The 22422-nt window shown below is 63.8% G+C and carries 20 protein-coding genes and 1 tRNA gene; 16 read left to right on the top strand and 5 right to left on the bottom strand.

What is annotated here, in order from left to right; all coding sequences use genetic code 11:
- Nucleotides 1-98 precede the first annotated feature (98 nt).
- The 4 genes from QM797_RS05240 (at nt 99) to QM797_RS05225 (ending at nt 4248) form a co-directional block, all read left to right on the top strand.
- The gene (locus tag QM797_RS05240; RefSeq protein WP_283274089.1) at nt 99-1880 is read left to right on the top strand and encodes a putative bifunctional diguanylate cyclase/phosphodiesterase; all 1782 of its coding nucleotides are present in this window, start codon (nt 99-101) and stop codon (nt 1878-1880) included.
- Between the two features lie 32 nt (nt 1881-1912).
- Nucleotides 1913-1986, top strand: a tRNA-Gly gene (locus tag QM797_RS05235).
- A gap of 269 nt (nt 1987-2255) precedes the next feature.
- Complete coding sequence (locus QM797_RS05230) at nt 2256-3107, top strand: glycoside hydrolase family 16 protein (RefSeq protein WP_283274088.1); 852 nt, start codon at nt 2256-2258, stop codon at nt 3105-3107.
- 181 nt (nt 3108-3288) lie between these two features.
- The gene (locus tag QM797_RS05225) at nt 3289-4248 is read left to right on the top strand and encodes an esterase/lipase family protein (protein WP_283274087.1); all 960 of its coding nucleotides are present in this window, start codon (nt 3289-3291) and stop codon (nt 4246-4248) included.
- 4 nt (nt 4249-4252) lie between these two features.
- On the opposite strand, the gene QM797_RS05220 is transcribed toward QM797_RS05225, so the two are convergent.
- Complete coding sequence (locus QM797_RS05220; protein ID WP_283274086.1) at nt 4253-5431, bottom strand: PucR family transcriptional regulator; 1179 nt, start codon at nt 5429-5431, stop codon at nt 4253-4255.
- Between the two features lie 189 nt (nt 5432-5620).
- Here QM797_RS05220 and QM797_RS05215 point away from each other — a divergent pair, with 189 nt between their 5' ends.
- The 5 genes from QM797_RS05215 (at nt 5621) to QM797_RS05195 (ending at nt 11041) form a co-directional block, all read left to right on the top strand.
- Nucleotides 5621-7345 carry an aldehyde dehydrogenase family protein gene (locus QM797_RS05215; RefSeq protein ID WP_283275291.1) on the top strand — a complete coding sequence of 575 codons (1725 nt, stop codon included), beginning with the start codon at nt 5621-5623 and terminating at the stop codon, nt 7343-7345.
- A 34-nt stretch (nt 7346-7379) separates the two neighbouring features.
- Entirely contained in the window at nt 7380-8966 is a 1587-nt protein-coding gene (locus QM797_RS05210) for a GMC family oxidoreductase (RefSeq protein WP_283274085.1), read from the top strand.
- A gap of 161 nt (nt 8967-9127) precedes the next feature.
- The gene (locus QM797_RS05205) at nt 9128-9817 is read left to right on the top strand and encodes a hypothetical protein (protein ID WP_283274084.1); all 690 of its coding nucleotides are present in this window, start codon (nt 9128-9130) and stop codon (nt 9815-9817) included.
- 91 nt (nt 9818-9908) lie between these two features.
- Complete coding sequence (locus QM797_RS05200; protein ID WP_283274083.1) at nt 9909-10379, top strand: hypothetical protein; 471 nt, start codon at nt 9909-9911, stop codon at nt 10377-10379.
- Nucleotides 10376-11041: a methyltransferase domain-containing protein gene (locus tag QM797_RS05195; RefSeq protein ID WP_283274082.1), complete on the top strand. Its 666-nt coding sequence runs from the start codon at nt 10376-10378 to the stop codon at nt 11039-11041. Before QM797_RS05200 ends, QM797_RS05195 begins: the two co-directional genes overlap by 4 nt.
- Here the strand turns inward: QM797_RS05195 and QM797_RS05190 are convergent.
- Nucleotides 11028-12377 carry a hypothetical protein gene (locus QM797_RS05190; protein ID WP_502942267.1) on the bottom strand — a complete coding sequence of 450 codons (1350 nt, stop codon included), beginning with the start codon at nt 12375-12377 and terminating at the stop codon, nt 11028-11030. The genes QM797_RS05195 and QM797_RS05190 overlap by 14 nt on opposite strands.
- Before the next feature lie 45 nt (nt 12378-12422).
- Here QM797_RS05190 and QM797_RS05185 point away from each other — a divergent pair, with 45 nt between their 5' ends.
- The 5 genes from QM797_RS05185 (at nt 12423) to QM797_RS05165 (ending at nt 15922) form a co-directional block, all read left to right on the top strand.
- Complete coding sequence (locus tag QM797_RS05185; RefSeq protein ID WP_283274081.1) at nt 12423-13220, top strand: S-methyl-5'-thioadenosine phosphorylase; 798 nt, start codon at nt 12423-12425, stop codon at nt 13218-13220.
- A complete protein-coding gene (locus QM797_RS05180) occupies nt 13217-14275 on the top strand; it encodes an NAD-dependent epimerase/dehydratase family protein (protein ID WP_283274080.1) in 1059 nt (352 codons plus the stop codon). The genes QM797_RS05185 and QM797_RS05180 overlap by 4 nt, the downstream gene beginning before the upstream one ends.
- The gene (locus QM797_RS05175; RefSeq protein ID WP_283274079.1) at nt 14268-14921 is read left to right on the top strand and encodes a glycosyltransferase family 2 protein; all 654 of its coding nucleotides are present in this window, start codon (nt 14268-14270) and stop codon (nt 14919-14921) included. Before QM797_RS05180 ends, QM797_RS05175 begins: the two co-directional genes overlap by 8 nt.
- Nucleotides 14918-15592 carry a TIGR04282 family arsenosugar biosynthesis glycosyltransferase gene (locus QM797_RS05170; RefSeq protein WP_283274078.1) on the top strand — a complete coding sequence of 225 codons (675 nt, stop codon included), beginning with the start codon at nt 14918-14920 and terminating at the stop codon, nt 15590-15592. The genes QM797_RS05175 and QM797_RS05170 overlap by 4 nt, the downstream gene beginning before the upstream one ends.
- Before the next feature lie 168 nt (nt 15593-15760).
- A complete protein-coding gene (locus QM797_RS05165; RefSeq protein WP_283274077.1) occupies nt 15761-15922 on the top strand; it encodes a hypothetical protein in 162 nt (53 codons plus the stop codon).
- Between the two features lie 6 nt (nt 15923-15928).
- Here QM797_RS05165 and QM797_RS05160 read toward each other — a convergent pair whose 3' ends face one another.
- Complete coding sequence (locus QM797_RS05160; protein WP_283274075.1) at nt 15929-16363, bottom strand: MarR family winged helix-turn-helix transcriptional regulator; 435 nt, start codon at nt 16361-16363, stop codon at nt 15929-15931.
- Between the two features lie 235 nt (nt 16364-16598).
- On the opposite strand from QM797_RS05160, the gene QM797_RS05155 reads away from it, so the two are divergent.
- Together QM797_RS05155 and QM797_RS05150 are read left to right on the top strand one after the other, a co-directional pair.
- Nucleotides 16599-17222 (top strand): class I SAM-dependent methyltransferase, encoded by a 624-nt coding sequence (locus QM797_RS05155; protein WP_283274074.1) that lies wholly within the window; start codon nt 16599-16601, stop codon nt 17220-17222.
- A 79-nt stretch (nt 17223-17301) separates the two neighbouring features.
- Entirely contained in the window at nt 17302-19137 is a 1836-nt protein-coding gene (locus QM797_RS05150) for an acyl-CoA dehydrogenase (RefSeq protein ID WP_283274073.1), read from the top strand.
- A 177-nt stretch (nt 19138-19314) separates the two neighbouring features.
- Here QM797_RS05150 and QM797_RS05145 read toward each other — a convergent pair whose 3' ends face one another.
- Nucleotides 19315-19806, bottom strand: coding sequence for a flavin reductase family protein (locus tag QM797_RS05145; RefSeq protein WP_094618905.1), 492 nt, complete (start codon nt 19804-19806; stop codon nt 19315-19317).
- 170 nt (nt 19807-19976) lie between these two features.
- A complete protein-coding gene (locus QM797_RS05140; protein WP_283274072.1) occupies nt 19977-22211 on the bottom strand; it encodes a VanW family protein in 2235 nt (744 codons plus the stop codon).
- Nucleotides 22212-22422: the final 211 nt, after the last annotated feature.

Raw genomic sequence — 22422 nt, 5'->3', positions numbered from 1 at the left:
GGAACAGTCCTGCACTGCGTCTGCGAAGAGGCGGGAGCGGGGCACTGGAGCACACACGGACGCTCGAGGTTCTCGTCACCGGCGTCGCAACCGAACTCATGGGTGTCGATGCGGCGACGGTGCGCGAGGCGTACGAATCCGTGCTGAGGCGACTCGTGGACCACCTCGGTATCGACTTCAGTTTCCTCAGGCACAACGATTTCGAGGCCAGAGCCACTGTGCTCAGCGCGGAATGGCCCCCACGATTGAGTAAGCCCGATCCGGATCCGCTGGCCGTCGTGAAATTCGACGACGCCGATTCGGTGTTCGCACTGGCCGAAACACTGACCGAACCGGCAGTGTTTCGGCCGGGCCAGCAACAGGAAGGCTATCGCCGACGCGTCGAGCAGGGATCGGGATTCTCCGCGACGTCGATGGCCGTGGTGCCGCTGCTGCACGCGGAACGAACCATCGGCATCCTCGGCCTGATCAAGATCGGCGACCGCTCCTGGTCCGAGGTAGAGCTCAACGCTCTCAAGGCAATTGCGGCACTGCTCTCGCAACTACAGGCACGAGTGATCGCCGAGGAACAACTGCGATTCGCGGCACTGCACGACCAGCTGACCTCACTGCCGAACCGCACAGCTCTCGCCCAGCACCTCCGCGAACGACTCGACCCGTCCATGCCCGGCCCCGTCGCGGTGATGCACATCGACCTCGATCGGCTCAAGGCACTGAACGACTTTCTCGGGCATCTCGCCGGCGACCACTTCCTCGAGACCATCGCCGATCGACTGCACAGCTTCGTCGGTGATTCGGCCGGAATCGTCGCGCGTCTGGGCGGCGACGAATTCGTCGTCGTACTCGCCGGACCGTGCTCGGCCCGCGTCGCGACACACCACGCCGAAGTCATCGCCGATGCCATCGGTGCACCCGTCACCCTCGGTGTCGAACGGATAAGCCGCACAGCGAGCATCGGCATCGCCTTCGGCCAACCCGGCCGGCACACCGCGGAATCATTGCTGCGACAGGCAGACCGAGCAGCATTGGTTGCCAAACGCGCTGGCGGTCATGACATCGCTCTGTTCACCGACGAAATGCATGCCGATTCCGAACTACGCAACGACGTCGAGATCCACCTGCGTGACGCCATCGCAGGCGACTCGTTGATTCTGCATTTTCAGCCCGAGGTGGACCTCGTCTCGGGACGGATCACCGCAGTCGAAGCCTTGGTTCGATGGCAACACCCCACCCGTGGACTGTTACCCCCGTCCGCGTTCATCCCGGTCGCCGAGGAGACGAACCTCGCGGGCGAACTCGGTCGCTGGGTTCTCGAACATGCCTGCCGCACGCTGGCCGACTGGCAGCGCGACATCCCCGAACTCGACATCTCGATGCGCGTCAACATATCGCCGGTCCAACTCGTCACCAACGGTTTCGTCGGCGCAGTAGCCAGAGCACTGGAAGAGTTCTCGATTGCAGGCCCCAACCTCTGCCTCGAGATCACCGAAGTGGCGGTGGTGCAGGATCTTTCACGCACTCGCGTGACACTTCGCGAACTTCGCGAACTCGGCGTGCAAGTAGCCATCGACGATTTCGGTACCGGATACAGCTCACTGTCGCACCTGAAGGAACTGCCCGTCGACGCGCTCAAGATCGATCGCGCCTTCGTCACCGAACTCGGCAACGGAACCACCGGCGACCTCGCCATCGTCCAGTCCATCATCGGACTCGCCGACGCGTTCGGGCTCAGCATCATCGCCGAAGGCGTCGAAACACAGAGCGCCAGAAACACCCTCATAGAACTGGGCTGCATTCGCGCGCAGGGATACCTGTTCTCCAAACCGATAGCCGCCGAGGACGCCCTGATCCTGCTGCACGGTGAGCGAATCGACGTCTGAGCACCCTGCTAACCTGAACACCGCAGCACCAAGCCGGTGTAGTTCATTGGTAGAACGCGACCTTCCCAAGGTTGAGAGGCGGGTTCGATTCCCGTCACCGGCTCCACGGACCGACTCTTCGGCCTCACCCCCGGCTCGTACGCATCCCTGAACTCACCGACTATCCCGAGTCACTGCATTCACTCCTGAAACAAACCGACCATCGGGTCGATCAGTCGGTATCCCCACAAAAGACCGAAAGCATATGCGAATTCATTCATTGTATTCGCAAGAATTCCTGCATTTCAGAAGAGTCTTCTTCCGCCTTCTTCGGCGTGCTAGAAATCGAATGTCGACGTTCGTTCACACGACAAATGACCTGACAGGAATCCCCTCATGCGATCACTATTGACCATTGCTGCGGTCACTCTGACGACGATTGCCGTTGCCGCATCGTCGGCCACCGCCGCTCCCGCACTCACCGCACCCCCGAGAACCCAAGGCGGGCCGGGCACCGTTCTATGGGAAGATCAGTTCAACGGCTATGGTGGACCGGACCCCTCGAAGTGGGGGTTCCAGACCGGCCGGTGGGGCGCGAGTTCCGGTGAGCAGCAGTATTATACGGACTCTTGGAACAATGCGAACCAGTTCAATGGGGCCCTGAACATCACCGCGCGACGCGAAAATACGCCGGACGGCAAGGGGGCACCGAACAACTTCACCAGCGCCCGTGTGGTCAGCATGTACAAGCAGTCGGCAACACCGCCGGTACGCATCGAAGCGTCGATCAAAATGCCGAGCGCGCAGGGTTTGTTGCCCGCATTCTGGACCCTCGGCCTGCAACCCGGCGGTGAATACTCATGGCCCAGCCAAGGCGAGATAGATGCGGTCGAAATTCCCGGTTTGAACGGGCCGTCGTTCAATCTGCACGGCCCGTCGGCATGGAATTCGGGTCAGGACGTCAAAGCCGGCGGAGGCATGGGTCCCGTCGGGAATGGATTTCACACCTACCGAATCGACTGGCTGCCGACCAGCATCACCTGGTTCGTGGACGGTATTGCGCGATACTCCCTGAATCAAGCCCAATACGAGGCGAAAGGTGGCAATTGGAAGGCATTCTCGGGCGCCTGGCCGCATTACATTCTGCTCAACGTAGCCGTGGGCAACAACTGGGTGGGTAAAACCCCCGACAGCACGCCCTACCCACAGACCATGAGCGTCGACTGGTTGCGCGTCAGTCGCCTCTGACCTGCAGATCAGCTCATTATCGATCGAGGGGCCCAGCCGCATCGGCTGGGCCCCTCGTCGTGCGTCGATCACTTCTCTTCTTTTCGCTCGGTTCTTTGTAGCAGAACAATTACTATGACTTTTACTGGTCGAATGCGTTTCTCGTAGGGACATGTCACAACTTCAGGAATACCGTCTATGCATGCGCAGACCACGCCAGAGTCTGATCACCCTCGTCATCGCTGCTGCTGCTGTCGCCATCGCTGCACCGACCGCCGGTGCGACTCCGCTGCTGCCCATCGCGGCTGCGCCCGAGCAACCCGATCACGCCGACGCCATCCGCTATGCGGCAACCAACCGCGACGCCGCCCCGCCCGGGTCGAACGACATGAGCTGCACACCCACCGCAGAGCACCCCGATCCCGTCGTTCTGGTGCACGACACCGACTCCACCGCATACTCCGATTGGGCCGGCTTCTCCCCCATACTCCGAGCAGCCGGATTCTGCGTGTTCGCCATCAACTACGGTGCATCTCCCGACGGCACGAGCAACGGCTACGGGGCCATCGAAGACAGTGCGGTACAACTGAAATCGATGACCGAGTCCATCCTGGACGCGACCGGGGCCGAAGCGGTCGATGTGGTCGGTTACTCACAGGGTGCGGCGGTCGCACGATACTTCGTCAATCGACTCGGCGGTGACGCCATGGTCCGTCGCTGGGTGGGAATAGCATCGCCGACCTACGGCGGCACTATGTACGGAACCACCCCCGTCGTGCAGGCTGTGCCCGGTGCAACCAGTCTGGTGGCAGGCGAATTCGGACCCGGGCTGACGCAACTGATGGCCGGATCCGACTTTCTCGATCGCCTCAATGCAGGCGGCGACACCGTGCCCGGCGTCGGGTACACGTCCATCGCAACCAGAGTCGACGAAGTGATTCAGCCGTATACCAACGCGCTACTTCGGGATCCCGGAGCCCGGAACATCGTGGTGCAGGACGTGTGCCCCGACACCGAGGTAGCGCACTTCACGTTCACCTACGATCCCACTGCACTGCGCTTGGCGCTCAACGCCCTGGATCCGGCGAACGCACGCCCCCCGACGTGCGTCCCGGTACCGCTGGGATCCGGAATCCTCGACGTGGTGCTTGCCAACAATTGATGTGTCAGGTGAGCAGTTGATGCGCTCTGAGTCCGACGTACAGTTCTGCGGCCTGAACGGGATCACGAAAATCTCGGCCGGTCAGCTCGGCAATGCGGCGTAACCGATACAACACCGTATTGCGGTGATAGTGCAGCGATTCGGCAGCAACCTTGGTGGATCCGCCGCACGAGAACCACGCGTCGAGTGTGGCCAGCAGGCTCTGCCGCTCGGCGCGAGGCAACGCCAGTAGATTGCCGAGGATCTGACGCGAGGCGATGCGACCCGACTTGGGATCGCGGACCAACAACAGCGGCACCGGTACGGAGTCGTACCGCACCGGCGTCGACTCGGCAGGGCTACAGGACCTCGCCAATCGCGCCTGGCCCACAGCGTCACCGATACCCGACGGAGACCGAAAGACCGAACTCACCCCGACCCGCCCCGCACACAATTCGCTCAGCGTCACCAGCGCGGAATCGATCTCCGATTCCGTTGCAGCGCACATCAACCCGACACTGCCGTCGACCTCGGCATCCCACACGGACTCGGTGCCGGCCGCGCGAAGTCGCGCGATCAACCCGTCCACTCCCACGGCCGTGGTCAATGGCTCCTGCGAGACCACTGCGAAGTAACCGTGGTCGGGAATGCGAAATGCGCGCAGCGCATCAGCAGCCGCAGACGGGTTCGCCGTGTGATCGGCGAAGAGCACCCGAATGAGTCGGCCGCGGGCCTCGGCACTCTCGCGGGCACGCATGTCTGCGCTCTGCCGATAGGCCTCCGCAGCCTCGTCGGAATACACGTCGACCAAAGCCCACACCTGTGCGGCCATGTCGAGAAGTGCGTGACTCGCCCGGCCGTCCGAGCGCTGCATCAACTCGTCCCAGACCAACCTGCCGCCGAGCCGGAAGGCGTGCAGCAACGCTGCCAGCGGTACCCCCTGCTCGGCCTTGAGTCGACCTGCGGCCTGTGCCGACTCGAGCCGCATGGGCGCGCGACCGGACAGCTTGCCCAGCATCGACGCCAGATTGCTCCGCGCCGCCTCGTACAGCTGCTCGGGGGTGAGCAGCGTCGATTCGAGGTATGCATGCTCGGCCCCCAGGATCCGACGCACCAGTTCGCCGGCGAGATCGTCGACGCTGTCGAGCATCGTCGCGGCCAGATCGGTCGGTGACGGATGCACATCGAGCTCGGTCGCGGTCATGACAGAACAGTAGCCGCACCTGTGTAAGCCACGCCACACCTCAACTGTGCGACGGCACAAACGGTGGGTCTCGATTGAGAGCGGTGGCCCATAGCGTCCGCGCCACGAACGCGACGACAATCACACTCGACGCCGTGTATCCGAACAACGACTGGAGCCGAGAAGTTGACCAGCGAAGCCACCCCGCACCTGCACCCCGTCCCGACCACTGGCTTCGACTCCCAGCCAGCCGTCGATGCTGCTCTCACCGATCTGTCGCAAGGTGAGAAGAACTGGGGACAGCTCACCCTGGCCGATCGGCGGGCACTGCTCGAACGCATGCACGCGCTGACGTCGACTCACGCCCAGGAATGGGTGACAGCGGCCTCGTCGATCAAGGGACTCGACAGCTCGTCCAGCCTCGTCGGCGAGGAATGGCTGTCCGGCCCGTACTCCTTCCTCGGCGCACTCGGGGCGCTCACCCACACACTCACGGCTCTGGAAGCGGGAACCAGTCCGCTGGCCGATGTGAAGTTCGGGACGGCACCCGGCGGGCGGACGACGGTGTCGGTGCTGCCGCTCAACATCTTCGACCGCCTGCTGCTCAACGGGTTCACCGGCGAGGTATGGCTGAAGCCCGGAATCGATCGTGCGACCGCACAGCGCACAGCGGGGCTCGCCCAACTCGATCCCGCCCACACCGCGGGCATCGGAGTGGTACTCGGCGCAGGCAACATCACCTCGATCGCCCCGCTCGACGCCCTGTACGAGTTGCTCGCGTTCAACCGGGTGGTCGCACTGAAGCTGAACCCCATCATGGATCCACTGCTGCCGGTGTTCGAGAAGGTGCTCGCACCCCTCGTCGACATCGGCGCACTGCGCCTGCTCACCGGCGGAGCCGATGTGGGCACCTATCTGGTTCGGCACGATCGCGTCGACCACGTGCACATGACCGGAAGTTCCCTCACGCACGACGCGATCGTGTTCGGTACGGGCAACGACGGCGCGGCCCGCAAGGCCGCGAACGACCCGATTCTCACCAAGGACATCTCCAGTGAACTCGGCGGCGTCTCGCCCACCATCGTGCTACCGGGTGAATGGAGCCGCGCCGACATCTTGTTCCAGGCCGAACACGTTGCCACCCAACGCCTGCACAACAGTGGGTACAACTGTGTGGCGTCACAGGTCGTTGTGCTGTCGTCCGAATGGAAGCAGCGCGACGAATTCGTCGCCGCTCTGCGGGCGGCACTCGACCGCGCACCGGCACGTACCCCCTACTACCCCGGCAGCGACCGGAGGGTGTCCGACGCCACCGCCACCTACCCGGCCGCGGAACGACTGGGCGACGGTGGTGGCCGCGTGCTCATCACCGATCTGAACCCCGGTGAATACGCACCCCTGCTGCAAACCGAGTACTTCGCGCCGGTCATGGGCGTCATCGAATTGCCTTACAGCGGTGCTGCATTCGCTGCCAAAGCCGTGCAGGCCGCGAACGAGGAATTCACCGGCACCCTCGGTATCAACATCATCGGCACCCCCGCCACCATCAAAGGACTCGGCGAGAAGTTCGACACCATGCTCGCCGAACTGCGCTACGGCACCATCGCCGTGAACGCCTGGACGGCGCTCGGATTCCTCACCGCGACGGCCACCTGGGGTGCCTACCCCGGTCACACCATCGACGACGTGCAGAGCGGAATCGGCATCGTGCACAACGCATTGCTGATCGACGGCGCCGAGAGAACAGTGGTGCGCGGCCCATTCCGTCCCCTGTCGCGTTCACTGATCAACGGGGAACTCTCCATCTCCCCGAAACCACCGTGGTTCGTCACCAACAAGACCGCAGCGTCGACCGGCAAATTGCTCACTGCATTCGCAGGTGCGCCGTCCTGGTCCAAACTGCCTGCGGTATTCGCCTCTGCCCTGCGCGGCTGACACCTCTGCGCCCGCACCGACTTCAAGGACAAACATGAGCTCACAGCACAAAACTGCCGACTACATCGTGGTGGGCGCAGGGTCCGCCGGCGCAGTGGTGGCCAATCGCCTCAGCGCTGACCCTCGCAACGAGGTGATCCTGCTCGAAGCAGGCCCCGAGGACAAGAACAAGTTCGCCCACATCCCGGCTGCGTTCTCCAAGCTCTTTCGTAGCGAGGTGGATTGGGATTACCTGACCGAACCGCAGCCGGAGCTCCGAGATCGCAGCATCTACTGGCCGCGCGGCAAGATGCTCGGCGGCTCGTCGTCGATGAACGCCATGATGTGGGTGCGCGGATTCGCCGCCGACTACGACGATTGGGCGGCTGTGTCCGACGACTCGTGGTCGTTTCGCAACCTGGTCGGATACTTTCGCAAGATCGAGAACATCGAGGGCACAACAGCACTCGACGCCGGCACCGACGGCCCACTCATCGTCTCCCACCAGCGCAGCCCCCGCGACCTGACGTCGTCGTTCCTCGACGGCGTCGAAGAAGCGGGCTATCCGCTGGAAACCGCGAACCTGCCCGAGCCCAAGGGCTTCACCCGCACGATGGTCAACCAGAAGCGCGGAGCACGGTGGAGCACCGCGGATGCCTACCTGCGACCGGCGAAGAAGCGCAAGAACCTCACCGTCCTCACCGAGGCACATGCCAATCGCGTCCTCTTCGAGGGCACTGCCGCAGTCGGTGTCGAATACACCTCCGGTGGCGAGGTACACACCGTGCGCGCGCACAAGGAAGTGATCCTCTCCGGTGGCGCGATCAACACCCCGCAGCTGCTCATGCTCTCGGGCATCGGCGACCAGGAACAGCTGAAGTCGCACGGCATCACCGTTCAGCACCACTCACCGGGCGTCGGGCAGAACCTCCTCGACCACTTGGCGGCCCTCATCGGCTGGAAAACCGAAAGGGACTCCCTCTTCCACGCCGAGAAGATCCCCGAGTTGGTCAACTACATCACGCGCCGTCGCGGCATGCTCACCTCGAACGTCGCCGAGGCGTACGGATTCATCAAGAGCCGAGAAGACCTCGCCCTGCCCGACGTGGAACTCATCTTCGGACCGGCACCGTTCTTCGACGAGGGACTCGTCGGGCAGGACTCGCACGCCGCCGTCATCGGCGCGGTACTCGTCAAACCTGAGAGCCGAGGCGAGATCACCCTTCGCTCGGCCGATCCGCTGGCCAAGCCCATCGTGGAACCGCGCTACCTCAGCGACCCCGGCGGCCTCGACCGACGCGCCATGATCGAAGGGCTCCGGGCCTGCGTCGCGATCTCGGAAACCCCATCACTGAAGGGAGAGCTGGGCGACATCGTCCGCCCCAGGGTGGCGTCGAACATCTCCCCGGCGGACCTGCTCACCGAAGCCCTCGAGCAGAATGCGCACACTCTGTACCACCCCGTGGGCACCGCCCGGATGGGCAACGACGAGGACAGCGTCGTAGATTCCGCGCTTCGGGTGCGGGGAGTAGACCGCCTTCGCGTGGCCGATGCGTCGATCATGCCGAGCATCATCCGCGGCCACACCCATGCGCCGTCGGTGGTGATCGGGGAACGGGCTGCGGATTTGATACTGCGCTGAACCTGCAATGAACCTCCGGAAACTTTCCGGTTTGACGGTCCGGTTTGTCGGGTAACAGGTTGTCACGCTCCCAGCAGGGATCGAGATGTGACCCATCCGCTCGGCAAGCAGCGCCGAATGACCCACAACGCTCGAGAGACGAGCACGGAAGGTTGACCGACATGTTCACTGTTCGTAAAGCTTTGGCCGCCACCGCAATCGGTGCACTCACTATTGTCCCGCTTGCCGCATGCTCGAGCGACGACTCGTCGACCACGACCGAGACGTCTTCGGCTTCGTCCGAGGCAGCCACCACCGAAGCCACTCCCGAGCCCGCAGCCGAGGTCCCCGACCTCAGCAACGGCGTCGATACCGCGGTTGCTCTCGATCCCGGCTTCCTCGGCGCACTGACCACCCTGGGCCTCACGCCCGGCGTAGTCGGTACCGCAACTCTCGCAGACGGATCCATCCGCTTCCCGATCACAGGCGGAGACGTCAAGTACTGGGAGCCCGGCACCGTGGATCCCTACGTCCAGGGCATGATCATGCACGACGGCAGCGGCTTGTCGCTGACCGCCGGCGAGACCGTTGTCGAGCTCACCAACTTCGACATCGACCCGGGCACTTCGGTTCTCACCGGTGACGTATCCGTCAACGGCGCAGAAGCTGCCGCAGACGCAGTGCTGTTCGATCTCGACGGCCGCACCCTGCAGCCGCTGGCGACCGGACCCGACAACACCGCAATCCTGCAGGGCACCCAGGTGAAGATCTCGGAGACTGCTGCCGGACTGCTCAACGACACGTTCAAGACCGACGCTGTCACCCCGGGACTGCTCGTGGGCGTTGCGACCATCACGGTCAGCACTGCCTAATCATCTCCTGAACGCCCGTGCGCGAGACGTCGCCGTGAAAGACGGTGACGCTCGCGCACGGGTGTTTGCATCGCACGGTCAGGAGCCTCGAATGAGAGCGTTCACGAAGATCTACGGTGGGCACCCACTGCACGCAGTCGGTTTGCTGCTGTCGTTCGCCCTCGTCGGCTATGTCATTGCGATTGCAGGACCGGCAACACTGTGGAACAACGACGTGTGGTGGCAATCCATCATCGTGTGGTTCTTCGGTTCTGTACTGCTGCACGACGCCGTGCTGTATCCGCTCTACTCGCTCGCCGACCGACTTCTCACCGGATCGACGCACCGCAACTGGACGCTGTCTCCGGTCAACTACGTTCGCGTTCCCGCTCTGGGAGCCGGACTGACGTTTCTCATGTTCTTCCCCGGGATACTCACTCAGGGTGCGGAGTCGTACCGGGCCGCAACCGGTTTGACGCAAGAGCCCTTCCTCGGTCGTTGGCTCGCGCTCACCACCGCGTTGTTCACCGTGAGCGCAGCCGCTTACTTCCTTCGATTGATCCTCGTACGGAGCCGAGCATGAGCGTTACCGCCGATACACTTTTCAACCGCGCAGCAGCCGGATTGCCCTGTTGGATAGGTGATTCCGACGGCTCTCGGCAACGTCTGCCCACGGCCCGCTGGATGGGCGGGGATGCCTCGTCCGCGGAGGATCGCCGCGCCGACCACGCGATGATCAGTCGATGTACCGGACCCACCCTCGATCTCGGCTGCGGGCCCGGGCGCCTCACCGAAGCACTTGCCCGACGAGGAGTTTCGGCTCTCGGCGTCGACACCTCGAAAGCAGCCGTCGACCTGACCATCGGTCGCGGCGGTAACGCCGTCCTGAAAGACATTTTCGAGCCACTGCCCGACACCGGCGAATGGTCCTGTGTGCTGCTCGCGGACGGAAACATCGGCATCGGCGGCGACCCGGTTCGGCTGCTGTGCCGCGCTGCCGACCTGCTGGCTCCGCACGGAGCCGTCATCGCCGAAGTGGATGCGCCGAGCAACTACGGAGTGCGGCACCGCACCGTGCGCTGGGAAACCGACACTATGGTCGGAGACTGGTTCGCGTGGTCGAGTGTCAGCGCCGACGCCACCGCGGATCTCGCCCGGGCAGCAGGCCTTCGAATGATCGACGTGGCACCGATCGACGGGCGCTGGTTCGCCCAGATGACGCCGGCCCCGCTCACCAATTCGTGAACAGCAGATGATTGATCGCCAATGCGCCGATCACCTGCAGGGCCAACCAGAATCGATGCGTGCGCAGCGGTAACACCGCGGGCGCAATGAGCATCCACATCGCGAACGGCAGCCAGATCCGCTCGGTCTCGGCCTTGCTCAACTGACTCAGATCTGCCATCACCACCGCCGCCACGCCGCCGATCACCAGCAGGTTGATCGGCTGCACTCGCGTGAGAATTCGCGGGAACGCCGCTGGCACAGCGACACCCAGCGCACAGAACAGCGCCGCGAAGTTCGCCCAACCCCAGTACTCGAACGGACGATCCTTGGCGATGCCCTGGTAGTAACGCTCCTGCACCAGCTCGTAGCCGTCGTACCACCAGAATCCGTACGCCGTGAAGATTCCCGCGACGATCAGCGCTCCGACGAGCGCGCCCACGAACGGCAGAATCTTTCGACCGGCAATCAGTACTGCCACCGCGGGCAGGCCCATCAGCACCAGCCCGTAGTTGAGATAGATACCGAAACCGAGGAGTACTCCCGCACCGATCGATGCGGGCCACAGGTACCGCTTCGTGGAGATCGCCAGCAGCGCGACACCCCACGCGGCGACCCCGGCATAGAACGCATCCGCCGACACGGCGATCCAGATCGCGGCCGGCGCGACGGCCACGAACGGTGCTGCGCGCCTTGCCATCTTCTCGTCGCCCAACACCCGCAGCGTGACGACGACCGCCACTGCAGCACTCGTCCCGACCAGAACGCACAGCGTCGCCGCCCACGCACCACCACCGAGACCGAGACGGTCGAGCCAGACGAACGTCAGCAACGCCCCGGGCGGGTGCCCCGAGACGTGCGTGGTCCACGAATCCGCCTGGAAATCCAGGATTCGCTCGGAGAATCCGCGCAGAGTTGCGGGAATGTCGGTGATCCCCGGCACTTCGTGCAAGTACTCGTCCGTCGACGCCAGCCTGTCGACGAAGCCGCGCTTCCACCCATCGACCATCGCCAACGACATCGTCCATGCTGCGGATGCGCCCCATACGACCAACAACAAGCGCGTCCAGGACAACCGGCGGGCCACCGTAGGGCCCCACAGCACGGTGGCCACGGCTATGAGGACGGCGAACGGGGTTCCCCAGCCGACGTGAAACTCACGGAATCCGAACAGCGGTGCCGCGTCTGCGAAATCGCGCACCTGCTGTGGGGTTCTGTTGATGATGGGAGTGACGAGTTCGTTTCCCAGATAAGGCACGATGAACGCGACCACGACGAGCGCGACGGCCAACGTGCCGGCGACGGCTTCTCTCCAGTAGCGGATAGTGTTTTCTCCCTGCGAATTACTGACGAACACGACCTCGGACAAGCATATCGACCGACGGTGATGGAGGATGAGTAGATGAACAAGGACGCGCAGGGACGGGCCGAGATCGCCGTCATCGGCGGTAGCGGCTTCTACTCGTTCTTCGCCGACGACGCCGAGGAGATCGTGCTCGATACGCCCTACGGAGCCCCGAGCGCTCCGATCACCTTGGGTGAGGTGGAGGGTCGGCAGGTCGCGTTCCTGCCCAGACACGGCAGGAACCACGAGTACTCACCGCACACGTTGCCGTATCGCGCGAACATGTGGGCGCTGCGAATGCTCGGGGTGAGTCGAGTGTTCGCGCCGTGCGCCGTCGGATCACTGGTGCCCGAATACGGCCCCGGCACCGTGGTGATTCCCGATCAGCTCGTCGATCGGACGTCCGGGCGCGTACAGACGTACTTCGACGAGGGGGGAATCCACGTCGAGTTCGCCGACCCGTACTGCACACAGTTGCGCGCGGCGGCCCTCCAGGACACCGCGATCGACGGCGGCGTCATGGTCGTCGTCGAGGGTCCACGATTCTCCACTCGCGCGGAGAGCCAGTGGTTCGCCCGCCAGGGTTGGACACTGGTGAACATGACCGGTCATCCCGAAGCCGTTCTCGCTCGCGAGCTCGAACTCTGTTACGCACCGATAGCACTGGTGACCGACCTCGATGCCGGCATCGAATCCGGTCAGGGCGTCAAGGCCGTGGACGTGTTCGCGGAATTCCAGAAGAACATCGAACCACTCAAGTCCCTGGTGCGATCGGCCGTTCGTGACGCTCCGACCGGTGAGTGCCCCACGTGCCGTGTGCACACCGGGATCACCCTGCCGATCGAGCTGCCATGACACGGGTACTCCTCACCGGCGCAGCCGGATTCATCGGCGGCCACATCCTCGACGCCGCGCGCACCGCCGACCTCGACGTGGTCGCCGTCGACGCGATGCTCGAATCGGCTCACGGCCCCGGCACGCGTGCCGATGGGATCATCGACCTCGATGTCCGAGACAAGGACGCACTCGTCGAGACACTGCGCGGGGTGGACGTCGTGTGTCATCAGGCCGCAGTCGTCGGAGCGGGTGTCGACGCCGCAGATGCCCCGGCCTACGCAAGCCACAACGACTACGGGACGGCAGTCCTGCTCGCAGCCATGTACGAGGCGGGATGCACCCGACTGGTTCTCGCCTCGTCGATGGTGGTCTACGGCGAGGGGCGGTACCTCAATTCGTCGGGCGAGACCGTCGTTCCGCCTCCCCGCACCCGAGCCGACCTCGACGCCGGCATGTTCGACAACCGCGATCCCAAGTCCGGCGAGCCACTCGATTGGCTTCTGGTCGAGGAGGATTCGAGACTCGAGCCCAGGAGCACCTACGCCGCCAGCAAGCTTGCGCAGGAGAACTACGCCTCCGCCTGGGCGATCGCTACCGGTGGATCGGTGGTAGCGCTGCGCTACCACAACGTCTACGGCCCACACATGCCGCGCAATACCCCGTATTCCGGTGTGGCAGCGATGTTTCGATCGTCCCTCGAACGCGGCCAGGCCCCGACGGTCTACGAGGACGGCAAGCAGGCCCGTGATTTCGTCCACGTTCACGACGTAGCGGCAGCCAACATCGCGTCGATCTCTGCCGAGCTGGACGGCTTCACTGCGCTGAACGTGTGTTCGGGACAACCGATCACCATCGGTGAAGTCGCCGGCATCCTCGCAGACGCACGCGGTGGACCGGCACCCCAGATCACCGGACAGTACCGCGCGGGCGATGTGCGGCACATCGTCGCCAGTTCGGAACTGGCCGAACGGACTCTGGGATTCCGCGCGAAGGTCATGCCTCGCGAGGGCCTCACCGCATTCGCCGACGCGCCGTTGCGCGACGCCGAGGGTACGGGTCCACCTCGTGTCTGACCCGGGCTCGGTCACCGTCGTCGTTCCCTGCATGAACGAGGCAGAATCGCTTCCTGCAGTTCTCGATTCTATGCCGCCGGGGTATCGAACCATCGTGGTGGACAACAACTCCACCGACGACACCGCCGCCGTCGCCGCGGCCCACGGAGCCACCGTGGTGTCCGAATCCGTGCCCGGTTACGGTGCAGCCGTGCACGCGGGCGTCCTCGCCGCCGACACCGAGATCGTCTGCGTCCTCGACGGAGACGGCTCGATGGATCCGGGTGACCTACCGACGCTCGTGGCCGCATTGGATCACGCCGACCTCGCCGTCGGCCGTCGACGACCGGCCAAGGGAAGCTCACCCCTGCACGCGAGGATCGGCAATGCCATTCTGTCCCTTCGGCTCCGGACCAAATACAAGCTGCCGGTGCACGACCTCGGCGCCATCCGCGCGGTCCGCCGCCAGGCACTGCTGGACCTCGGCGTCACCGACCGTCGCTCGGGCTACCCGCTGCAGTTGCTCGTGTTGGCAGCCGAAGCCGGGTGGACCGTTGCCGAGCACGACGTGGACTACCGGCCGAGAACGGCTGGTACGTCCAAGGTCTCGGGCTCGGTGAAGGGGACCATCGTCGCCGTACGAGATTTCTGGAAGGTTCTTTCGTGATCGTCACCGCTCTCGTCGTAGCCAAAGCTCCCGTTCCCGGCCTGGCCAAGACACGCCTCGCCGCCACGATCGGAGATGCCGCTGCGGCCGAGCTGGCCGCAGCCTCGCTGCTGGACACCCTCGATGCTGTCTCCGCAGCCGACGTCGATCACCGCGTCGTGGCTCTCACCGGCAGCCTTGCCGACGCGGCCCGCACCGACGAACTGACTCGTGCTCTGGCGTCGTTCACGGTGATCACGCAACGCGGCGACGGACTGGGGGAACGGCTGGCGAATGCACATGCAGACGCGGCCACCGACGGAGCCGTGCTGCAGATCGGCATGGACACACCCCAGGTAACCGCGCAGATACTGTCCGACGCGGCCGTGCGGCTCGGCAGTGGCGACGTGCTCGGATCGGCCGAGGACGGCGGTTGGTGGGCGCTGGGCCTGCGCGACCCTGCCATGGCACGGGCCCTGCTCGACGTGCCCATGTCCGCACCGTCGACGGGCACCGATACACACGCCGCGCTGACGGCCGCGGGGGCGTCGTTGACAATGCTCGCGGAATTACGGGATGTCGATTTCGAATCGGATCTGGACCCGGTATCGCGTAGGTGCACACCGGACAGCCGATTCCGTATTGCGGTCGACCGAATTCGGTCCAAACGGGATGTCGAGTCCGTTACGTAGAGTTTGTTTCGTCCGAATTTTCAGCGAATCCATCCTCCACATCTGTTGCGGAACATGGCCTTCGATATGTCCTGATTGTCGAACCGTCGACGATCAATACCGAATCGCAACAAAGCCGAATCACCGTTTCTCGGCGATTTCACAGACACTGGTGCTAGAAAGTGTGTCATGAACGGGTTGTGGATAGTCGTTACCGTATGGATGATGTGCGCGGCAGTCGTCGCCACCGTCCTCGGTCGCGTCGCACGCCGGGGCGATTCGGAAGAATTGGGCTCGATTCTCGAGTGGGACATCGACACCCTCGATCACGAAGTCCGGAACGACAACTGACGAAGCTCAGTCGACCTGTTCGACGATCTCGGTGAGAATGCTCGCGGCGGCAGCCAACGTCTCCCGCTCCCGGGCCGTCAGGTTCTCCAACTGCTCGGCCAGCGCAATTTCCCGAGACGCGATTTCTTTCCGCGCGGTAGCGGTCCCGGTATCGGTCAGCTGCAGAACCACTTGCCTGCCGTCGGTCGGGTGCGGTGCCCGAGAGATCAAACCCGACTCCCCCAACGTGTGCGAGGACCTCGATACCGACGGTGGCTTTATTCGCTCCCGCGCCGCCAACTCACCCGTCGTCATCGGCCCCTCGCGCAGCAGAGTCGTCAAAATCGACAGCTGAGCGACGGGCAATCTGTCGCTGGAATGGCGCAGACGCAGCCTCCGGTTCAGCCGCATCGCACTGACGGACAAATCCCTGGCCAGCCCGGAATCGGGTAGATCACTCACAATGTCCAGATTACGACATCGAGGTGCATTCGCCCGATTCGGCAAAACGAGAAATTCCTCGATCCCGCTCACAGGCATGTCGGGCCCAACAACAGCAACGGCTACGCCCACGCGCATTACATCCACTCGTTCTCGATGGGTGCCCAAATACGTAGTTGCTGGCGACCGTCTACCAGAACTACAACGTTCTACTGCTGCGTGCCACGTTGCAGGAGTCCCCACTAAGCTTCCCGAGGTGGACGCCACAGACTGGGATCGCAAATACGATGGCCGAGAACTCGTGTACGGCGAGGCACCGAATGCGACCTTGGTCGAAGTGGCGACGACGCTGAAGCGTGGTCGCGCATTGGATCTCGCATCCGGCCAGGGTCGAAACGCCATCTGGTTGGCAACCCGCGGCTGGACCGTCGACGCCGTCGATTTCTCCTCGGTGGCGCTGACGCGAGCAAGTCACGTTGCCGACTCGGCCCCGAGGTCGGTGCGCGAGCGCCTCACCTGGATTCATGCCGATGTGACGGAATTGGCAACGGAACCCAACTATGACCTGGTTCTCATGTTCTACCTGCACTTGCCCCCGGAAGCACGACGAAAGGCCGTCTCGGCCGCGGCGTCGGCGCTGAAACCTGATGGAATCCTCATGATTCTCGGGCATCACACATCCAACATCGAGTCCGGAGCCGGAGGACCCCAGGAGATCGAAATCCTCTACACGCCAAAGGATTTGGTGTCCGACATCGACTCCTGCCTGACCATTGTGACCGCCGAGAATCGGTATCGGGACGTGAGCGGCGGCACTGCGATCGACGCATTGCTACTGGCGAGTAGGTCCGCCCTTGGCAGCAACACGGATCGGGGGTAACATCCCTTAAGTTACCGACGAGTAGCTAACTTGGGCGGTACTCACGAGACCGCACCACCGACTGGAGAGCGAACGAGCAATGGGCCATTACAAGAGCAACCTTCGGGACCTCGAGTTCAACCTCTTCGAGCTTTTCGGACTCGACGAGACACTCGAAGGCGACAATTTCGGAGACATGGACGGCGAGGTGGCCCGCGACATGTTGCGCGAGGTCGTTCGCCTGGCCGAGGGACCGCTGGCCGAGTCCTTCGCGGACACGGACCGCAACCCGCCCGTCTTCGATCCGGAAACCCACAGCCTGAAGCTGCCCGACTCCTTCAAGAAGTCGTTCAAGGCGCTCTACGACGGTGAGTGGTGGCGCGTCGGCCTCGACGAGGAACTCGGCGGCATGGCAGCGCCTCGCAACCTCCTGTGGGGTATCAACGAGATGCTCCTCGGTTCTCAGCCCGCAGCATTCATGTACAACGCGGGGCCCGGCTTCGCAAACATCTTGTTCCACAACGGAACCGATGAGCAGAAGGAATGGGCGAAGGTCATCGTCCAGCGCGGCTGGGGTGCCACGATGGTGCTCACCGAGCCCGACGCCGGATCCGACGTGGGCGCAGGCCGTACCAAAGCGATCAAGCAGGACGACGGCTCCTGGCACATCGAAGGCGTCAAACGCTTCATCACCTCCGCCGTTTCGGACGACCTGTTCGAGAACATCTTCCACCTCGTACTAGCGCGTCCCGAAGGTGCCGGACCGGGCACCAAGGGCCTGAGCCTGTTCTTCGTCCCCGCCACCCACTTCGACTTCGAGAAGGGCGAACCGGGCGAGCGCAATGGCGTCTTCGTCACCGGCGTCGAGCACAAGATGGGCCTCAAGGCCTCGGCCACCTGTGAGCTCACCTTCGGTGGCCACGGCGTCCCTGCCAAGGGCTGGCTCGTCGGCGAGGTTCACAAGGGCATCGCGCAGATGTTCGACGTCATCGAGCACGCTCGAATGATGGTCGGCACCAAGGCAATCGGCACCCTCTCCACCGGCTACCTCAACGCACTCGGGTACGCCAAGGAGCGCGTCCAGGGCGCAGACCTGACGCAAATGACCGACAAGGCCGCACCCCGCGTCACCATCACCCACCACCCCGACGTGCGCCGCAGCCTGATGATGCAGAAGGCCTACTCGGAGGGCCTGCGCGCGGTGTACCTCTACACCGCCGCACACCAGGATCCGGTCACCGCCAAGCAGGTTTCGGACGCCGACGCAGACATCGCATACCGCGTCAACGACCTCCTGCTCCCCATCGTCAAGGGCGTCGGATCGGAAATCGCCTACCAGGTGCTGGCCGAGTCGCTGCAGACCTTCGGTGGTTCCGGCTTCCTGCAGGACTACCCCATCGAGCAATACGTTCGCGACGCCAAGATCGACTCGCTGTACGAAGGAACCACCGCCATCCAGGCGCAGGACTTCTTCTTCCGCAAGATCGCCCGCGACCGCGGCGTGGCCCTGGCTCACGTTGCCGGACAGATCAAGTCGTTCATCGACAGCGAAGCAGGCAACGGACGCCTCAAGGCCGAACGCGCACTGCTGGCCACCGCCCTCGAAGACGTGCAGGCCATCGTCACCTCGATGACCCAGCACCTCATGGGCGCACAGGACCAGCCCACCGAGCTGTACAAGATCGGCCTGGCATCGGTGCGCTTCCTCATGGGCTTCGGCGACCTGCTCATCGGCTGGCTGCTGCTGCGTCAGTCCGAAATCGCCATCGCCGCACTCGACAACGGTGCAGAGGGCAAGGACAAGGCGTTCTACGAAGGCAAGGTCGCAGTGGCCTCGTTCTTCGCCAAGAACATCCTCCCGCAGCTCACCGCGACGCGAGCAATCCTTACCAACATCGACAACGACATCATGGAACTCGACGAAGCAGCGTTCTGATCCACTGACACTGCAACGGCCGCACCTGTTCTCGGGTGCGGCCGTTGTTCTTTGTGTGCTGGGTGTAGCCAAGTGCGGTGACTGTCCACTATTTGCCGTCGATGACGGGATCCCGCCTCGCGAGGCGAATTGTGGACACGGAGCGCACCGCGGGATGAGAAGCCGACGAACCAGAGACTACTGCTGCAGTTTGCGGAACTTGCTGCCGTGGAAAACGATTGGGTTCACTTCGCTCTGCACGTCCAGGGAATGTATCCGCAGCAACACGATTGCATGGTCGCCCGCGGGGATTTGCTGGTCGATGGTGGTGTCGAGCCACGCTGTGGCACCCACGATGAAGGCGGCTCCCCCGTCGGTGACGGTGAGATCGAGACCGGCGAAACGATCACCGGTTTTGGCCGCCAAGGTGCGGACAGCATCGTTGTGCGCCTCACCGAGAACGCTGACGCCGATGTTGGGTGCCAATTCGAGTTTGGGCCACGTCGTCGACGTGTTCTGAATGCAGACAGCCACCAGAGGCGGATCGATGGACACCGAAACGAAGCTGCTCGCTGCCAGCCCCACCAGCACGCCGTCGATCTTGGCGGCGATCGCCACGACGCCGCTGGGGAACTGCGCGTACGCCTCGCGCAGCGTCTGCTGATCGAGGACGGTACGTGTGAGCGTCATCGGCAATGCTCCCTTTCGGTGGTCGAGTGCAGCGAAGCACCTGTGCAGTGCAACCCCCGCACGGACACATTCATTTCGAGCCATTCCCTGTTACAAGCAAACACCCGATCGGGCGTCGACGCCACAGTCCGACTCGAGGTGATTCGAACTGTGTCCTTGCAGCTCGGGCGTCACTCATCCGGCTCGGGTTCGGGTCGAGGTGCCGGCGAAGGGTCCGGGCGGTCGGGCTGGACGCATTTCACGATCGGAATCGGGTCGTACTTCACCGTTCTGGTGTTCCGCGACAATTCCCTGTTCGACGCGGCGTCGCTGATCACCTTGGTGTCGCTGGCCGTGAATCCCGGTCCTCCACCTGATGCGACACAGCCTGCACCGGCGGGCAGCGTCACCGTGTTGGGTGAAGTGGGGTTGGTTCGCGACCCGGTAATGGATTCGACGTCGACGGTCTTCGTGCCCCACAGTCGAACGGTGACGCTGGACGAATCGGCGAACGATTCGATCACGACTCCGGTGTCATTGGGATTGGTGAACTTCAGGTCGATTGCACCCTCGAAGACAGTCGCCTCGCGGGCCTCGGGATACCGGCTGATGTAGTAGCTGTGCTCGGTGTGGTCGGTGTCTTCCATACCGGCGAAGTAGGACGCGTTGTACAGCGTCGTCGCGAACTGGCTGATGCCACCGCCGACGGCGCGATCGGGTCTGCCGTTGTCGATGATCCCCGACTCGACGAAACCCTGCGCAGTACCTCGTGGACCGGTGTATCCGTTGAGCGAGAACGTCTCTTTCGGCTTCACGAGCGCACCGTTGACGATCTGCGCGGTGAGCCCGATGTTGACGCCGGACGCATACTCGAACCCGCCGGTGGTGTACTCGGCGATCACCTCTCGCACACCGAGATTCTGCGCAGCTTCGGTGGTCAGTGCGGGCGGAGCCGGTTCGTAGATCGCCTCGGTGGTGCGGGGACCGTCCGCGGACAGCAATGCAGGCAGCTGCTCGAGAGTCTTCCGCCACTCCACCAGCTCGCCCATCACGCCGGGCACGACGGTCGGCGCACCTGCGGAAAACGTGAACGACGCGTCCTTCGGCGGCACCTCGGTGCGCACGAGTTGCGGAGCGAGAATGCCGGCGGCGACATCGGTGTCGTAGATCGGAGTCAGCCCGCCCTGGCCGTCCGGATCGAAGCGCAGAACCTCACCCACGCGATTCGGAGCCAGGGTCGCGTCGACGTTCTGCCTGCCCGCGACGATCACCGGAGCCGACGTCGCGGGAGCGGCGACGTCGGCAATGGCTCGGTCGACCGCGTCCTGCGTCACCGAGACGGGGGTGGACTCGTAGGCCACTTCCGCTGACCCCGAAGCCCATTCGGTCTGCAGATTTCGACGCGTCCCGTCGGCATCCAAAACCCGACCCTCCAGTGGTGCAACAGCAACAGGAGTGACACCGTCGAACACGACGTCACCTTCGACGGGAGCGCGATCGGTCTGAGCGCGGAGTCCGTCGATGGCGACGGTCAATGCTTGCTCGTCCGTGGTCGACACGACGCCGATCTCGCGGCTACCGAAGAACGACGTCAACCGGGTGATCGGATTGATCGGTTGCGATCCCGCGCGGTCGAGCGTCGCATTCCAATCCACCCCGAGACCGGCATCGACGGGGAGCACTTCGACTTGCCGATCGCCGACGTCGACCTGAACGGGTTGCTCGGCGCGGGGGCCGAGCTCGGATCGCAGGGCGGCTTCGGCGTCGGAGTGAGCTTTACCGCCGACGTCGATTCCGGCAACCGTGACACCGCGGGGCACACGATCACTCGACGTGAACCAATCCGCGGCATACAGCAGCGTGAGGACAGCGAACACTGCACCGGTGCCGATGGCAATCTTCCGCCACGGCGGCGTGACGCCGGCTGCATCTGCCTGCGCACTACCGTCGCTGGGAGGAATCGAGGGCGGTTCACCAGCCGACTTGGGCTGCTCGGCAATGATGGGCAGCTCAGCAACAACAGGCTGCCCAGGAACGACGGACTGTGCCACGGTAGGAGATTCGTCCGCGACCGGGGTCTGCTGCGGGGTCGACGTCGCCGAATCGGATTCGACTGCGTCCGGCGGACCGGCAGATTCGACGACCTCCGTGCTGTCGGAATCAGTGGTGTCGAAATCAGTGGTGGCGAAATCTGTGATCCAGGGTTCGTGAACCGTTGATTCTGCGGCGTCCGTGCCGTCGACTTCGACCACACGGTCTACGTGCGCGTCGTCGGACGGACGATCGGCCTCGGACGCATGCTTCGATGCGTCGGCCGCGTTCCCGACAGCTCCGAACGTCTCGGTGGGAGCGTCGTACGGCGGTATGTCGGGATGGGGCTCGTCGCCCTTCGGAGCGTCGCCCGACCTACTCTTGCCCTCGCTCACGTTCGACCCTTCCAGGACCACCGTTCGATGAAAGTTCCACCCGTGGCACGGAGTACCCCGCGCACGAGCTTACGCAAACCGAACGGCGACGCTCACTCTGCGATGTTCGGTATCCGAACGAAAGAGGCTCCGCGCTGCTGCCGGGTCGGGGGTCAGGCAGCAGCACGGAGCCAACTGGAATATATGCACTTTTCGACTGTGCGTTACACCG

The organism is Rhodococcus sp. IEGM 1381 (genome assembly GCF_030056795.1).
Classification (GTDB): Bacteria; Actinomycetota; Actinomycetes; order Mycobacteriales; family Mycobacteriaceae; genus Rhodococcoides.
This window is presented reverse-complemented; position numbering and strand designations above follow the sequence as displayed.

Excerpts from the sequence above, each read along its gene's own strand:
- QM797_RS05240 (WP_283274089.1), top strand. The coding sequence starts at position 99 with ATGGGTGTCGATGCGGCGACGGTGCGCGAGGCGTACGAATCCGTGCTG.
- QM797_RS05230 (WP_283274088.1), top strand. The coding sequence starts at position 2,256 with ATGCGATCACTATTGACCATTGCTGCGGTCACTCTGACGACGATTGCC.
- QM797_RS05225 (WP_283274087.1), top strand. The coding sequence starts at position 3,289 with ATGCGCAGACCACGCCAGAGTCTGATCACCCTCGTCATCGCTGCTGCT.
- QM797_RS05220 (WP_283274086.1), bottom strand. The coding sequence starts at position 5,431 with ATGACCGCGACCGAGCTCGATGTGCATCCGTCACCGACCGATCTGGCC.
- QM797_RS05210 (WP_283274085.1), top strand. The coding sequence starts at position 7,380 with ATGAGCTCACAGCACAAAACTGCCGACTACATCGTGGTGGGCGCAGGG.
- QM797_RS05205 (WP_283274084.1), top strand. The coding sequence starts at position 9,128 with ATGTTCACTGTTCGTAAAGCTTTGGCCGCCACCGCAATCGGTGCACTC.
- QM797_RS05200 (WP_283274083.1), top strand. The coding sequence starts at position 9,909 with ATGAGAGCGTTCACGAAGATCTACGGTGGGCACCCACTGCACGCAGTC.
- QM797_RS05195 (WP_283274082.1), top strand. The coding sequence starts at position 10,376 with ATGAGCGTTACCGCCGATACACTTTTCAACCGCGCAGCAGCCGGATTG.
- QM797_RS05185 (WP_283274081.1), top strand. The coding sequence starts at position 12,423 with ATGAACAAGGACGCGCAGGGACGGGCCGAGATCGCCGTCATCGGCGGT.
- QM797_RS05180 (WP_283274080.1), top strand. The coding sequence starts at position 13,217 with ATGACACGGGTACTCCTCACCGGCGCAGCCGGATTCATCGGCGGCCAC.
- QM797_RS05165 (WP_283274077.1), top strand. The coding sequence starts at position 15,761 with ATGAACGGGTTGTGGATAGTCGTTACCGTATGGATGATGTGCGCGGCA.
- QM797_RS05150 (WP_283274073.1), top strand. The coding sequence starts at position 17,302 with ATGGGCCATTACAAGAGCAACCTTCGGGACCTCGAGTTCAACCTCTTC.
- QM797_RS05145 (WP_094618905.1), bottom strand. The coding sequence starts at position 19,806 with ATGACGCTCACACGTACCGTCCTCGATCAGCAGACGCTGCGCGAGGCG.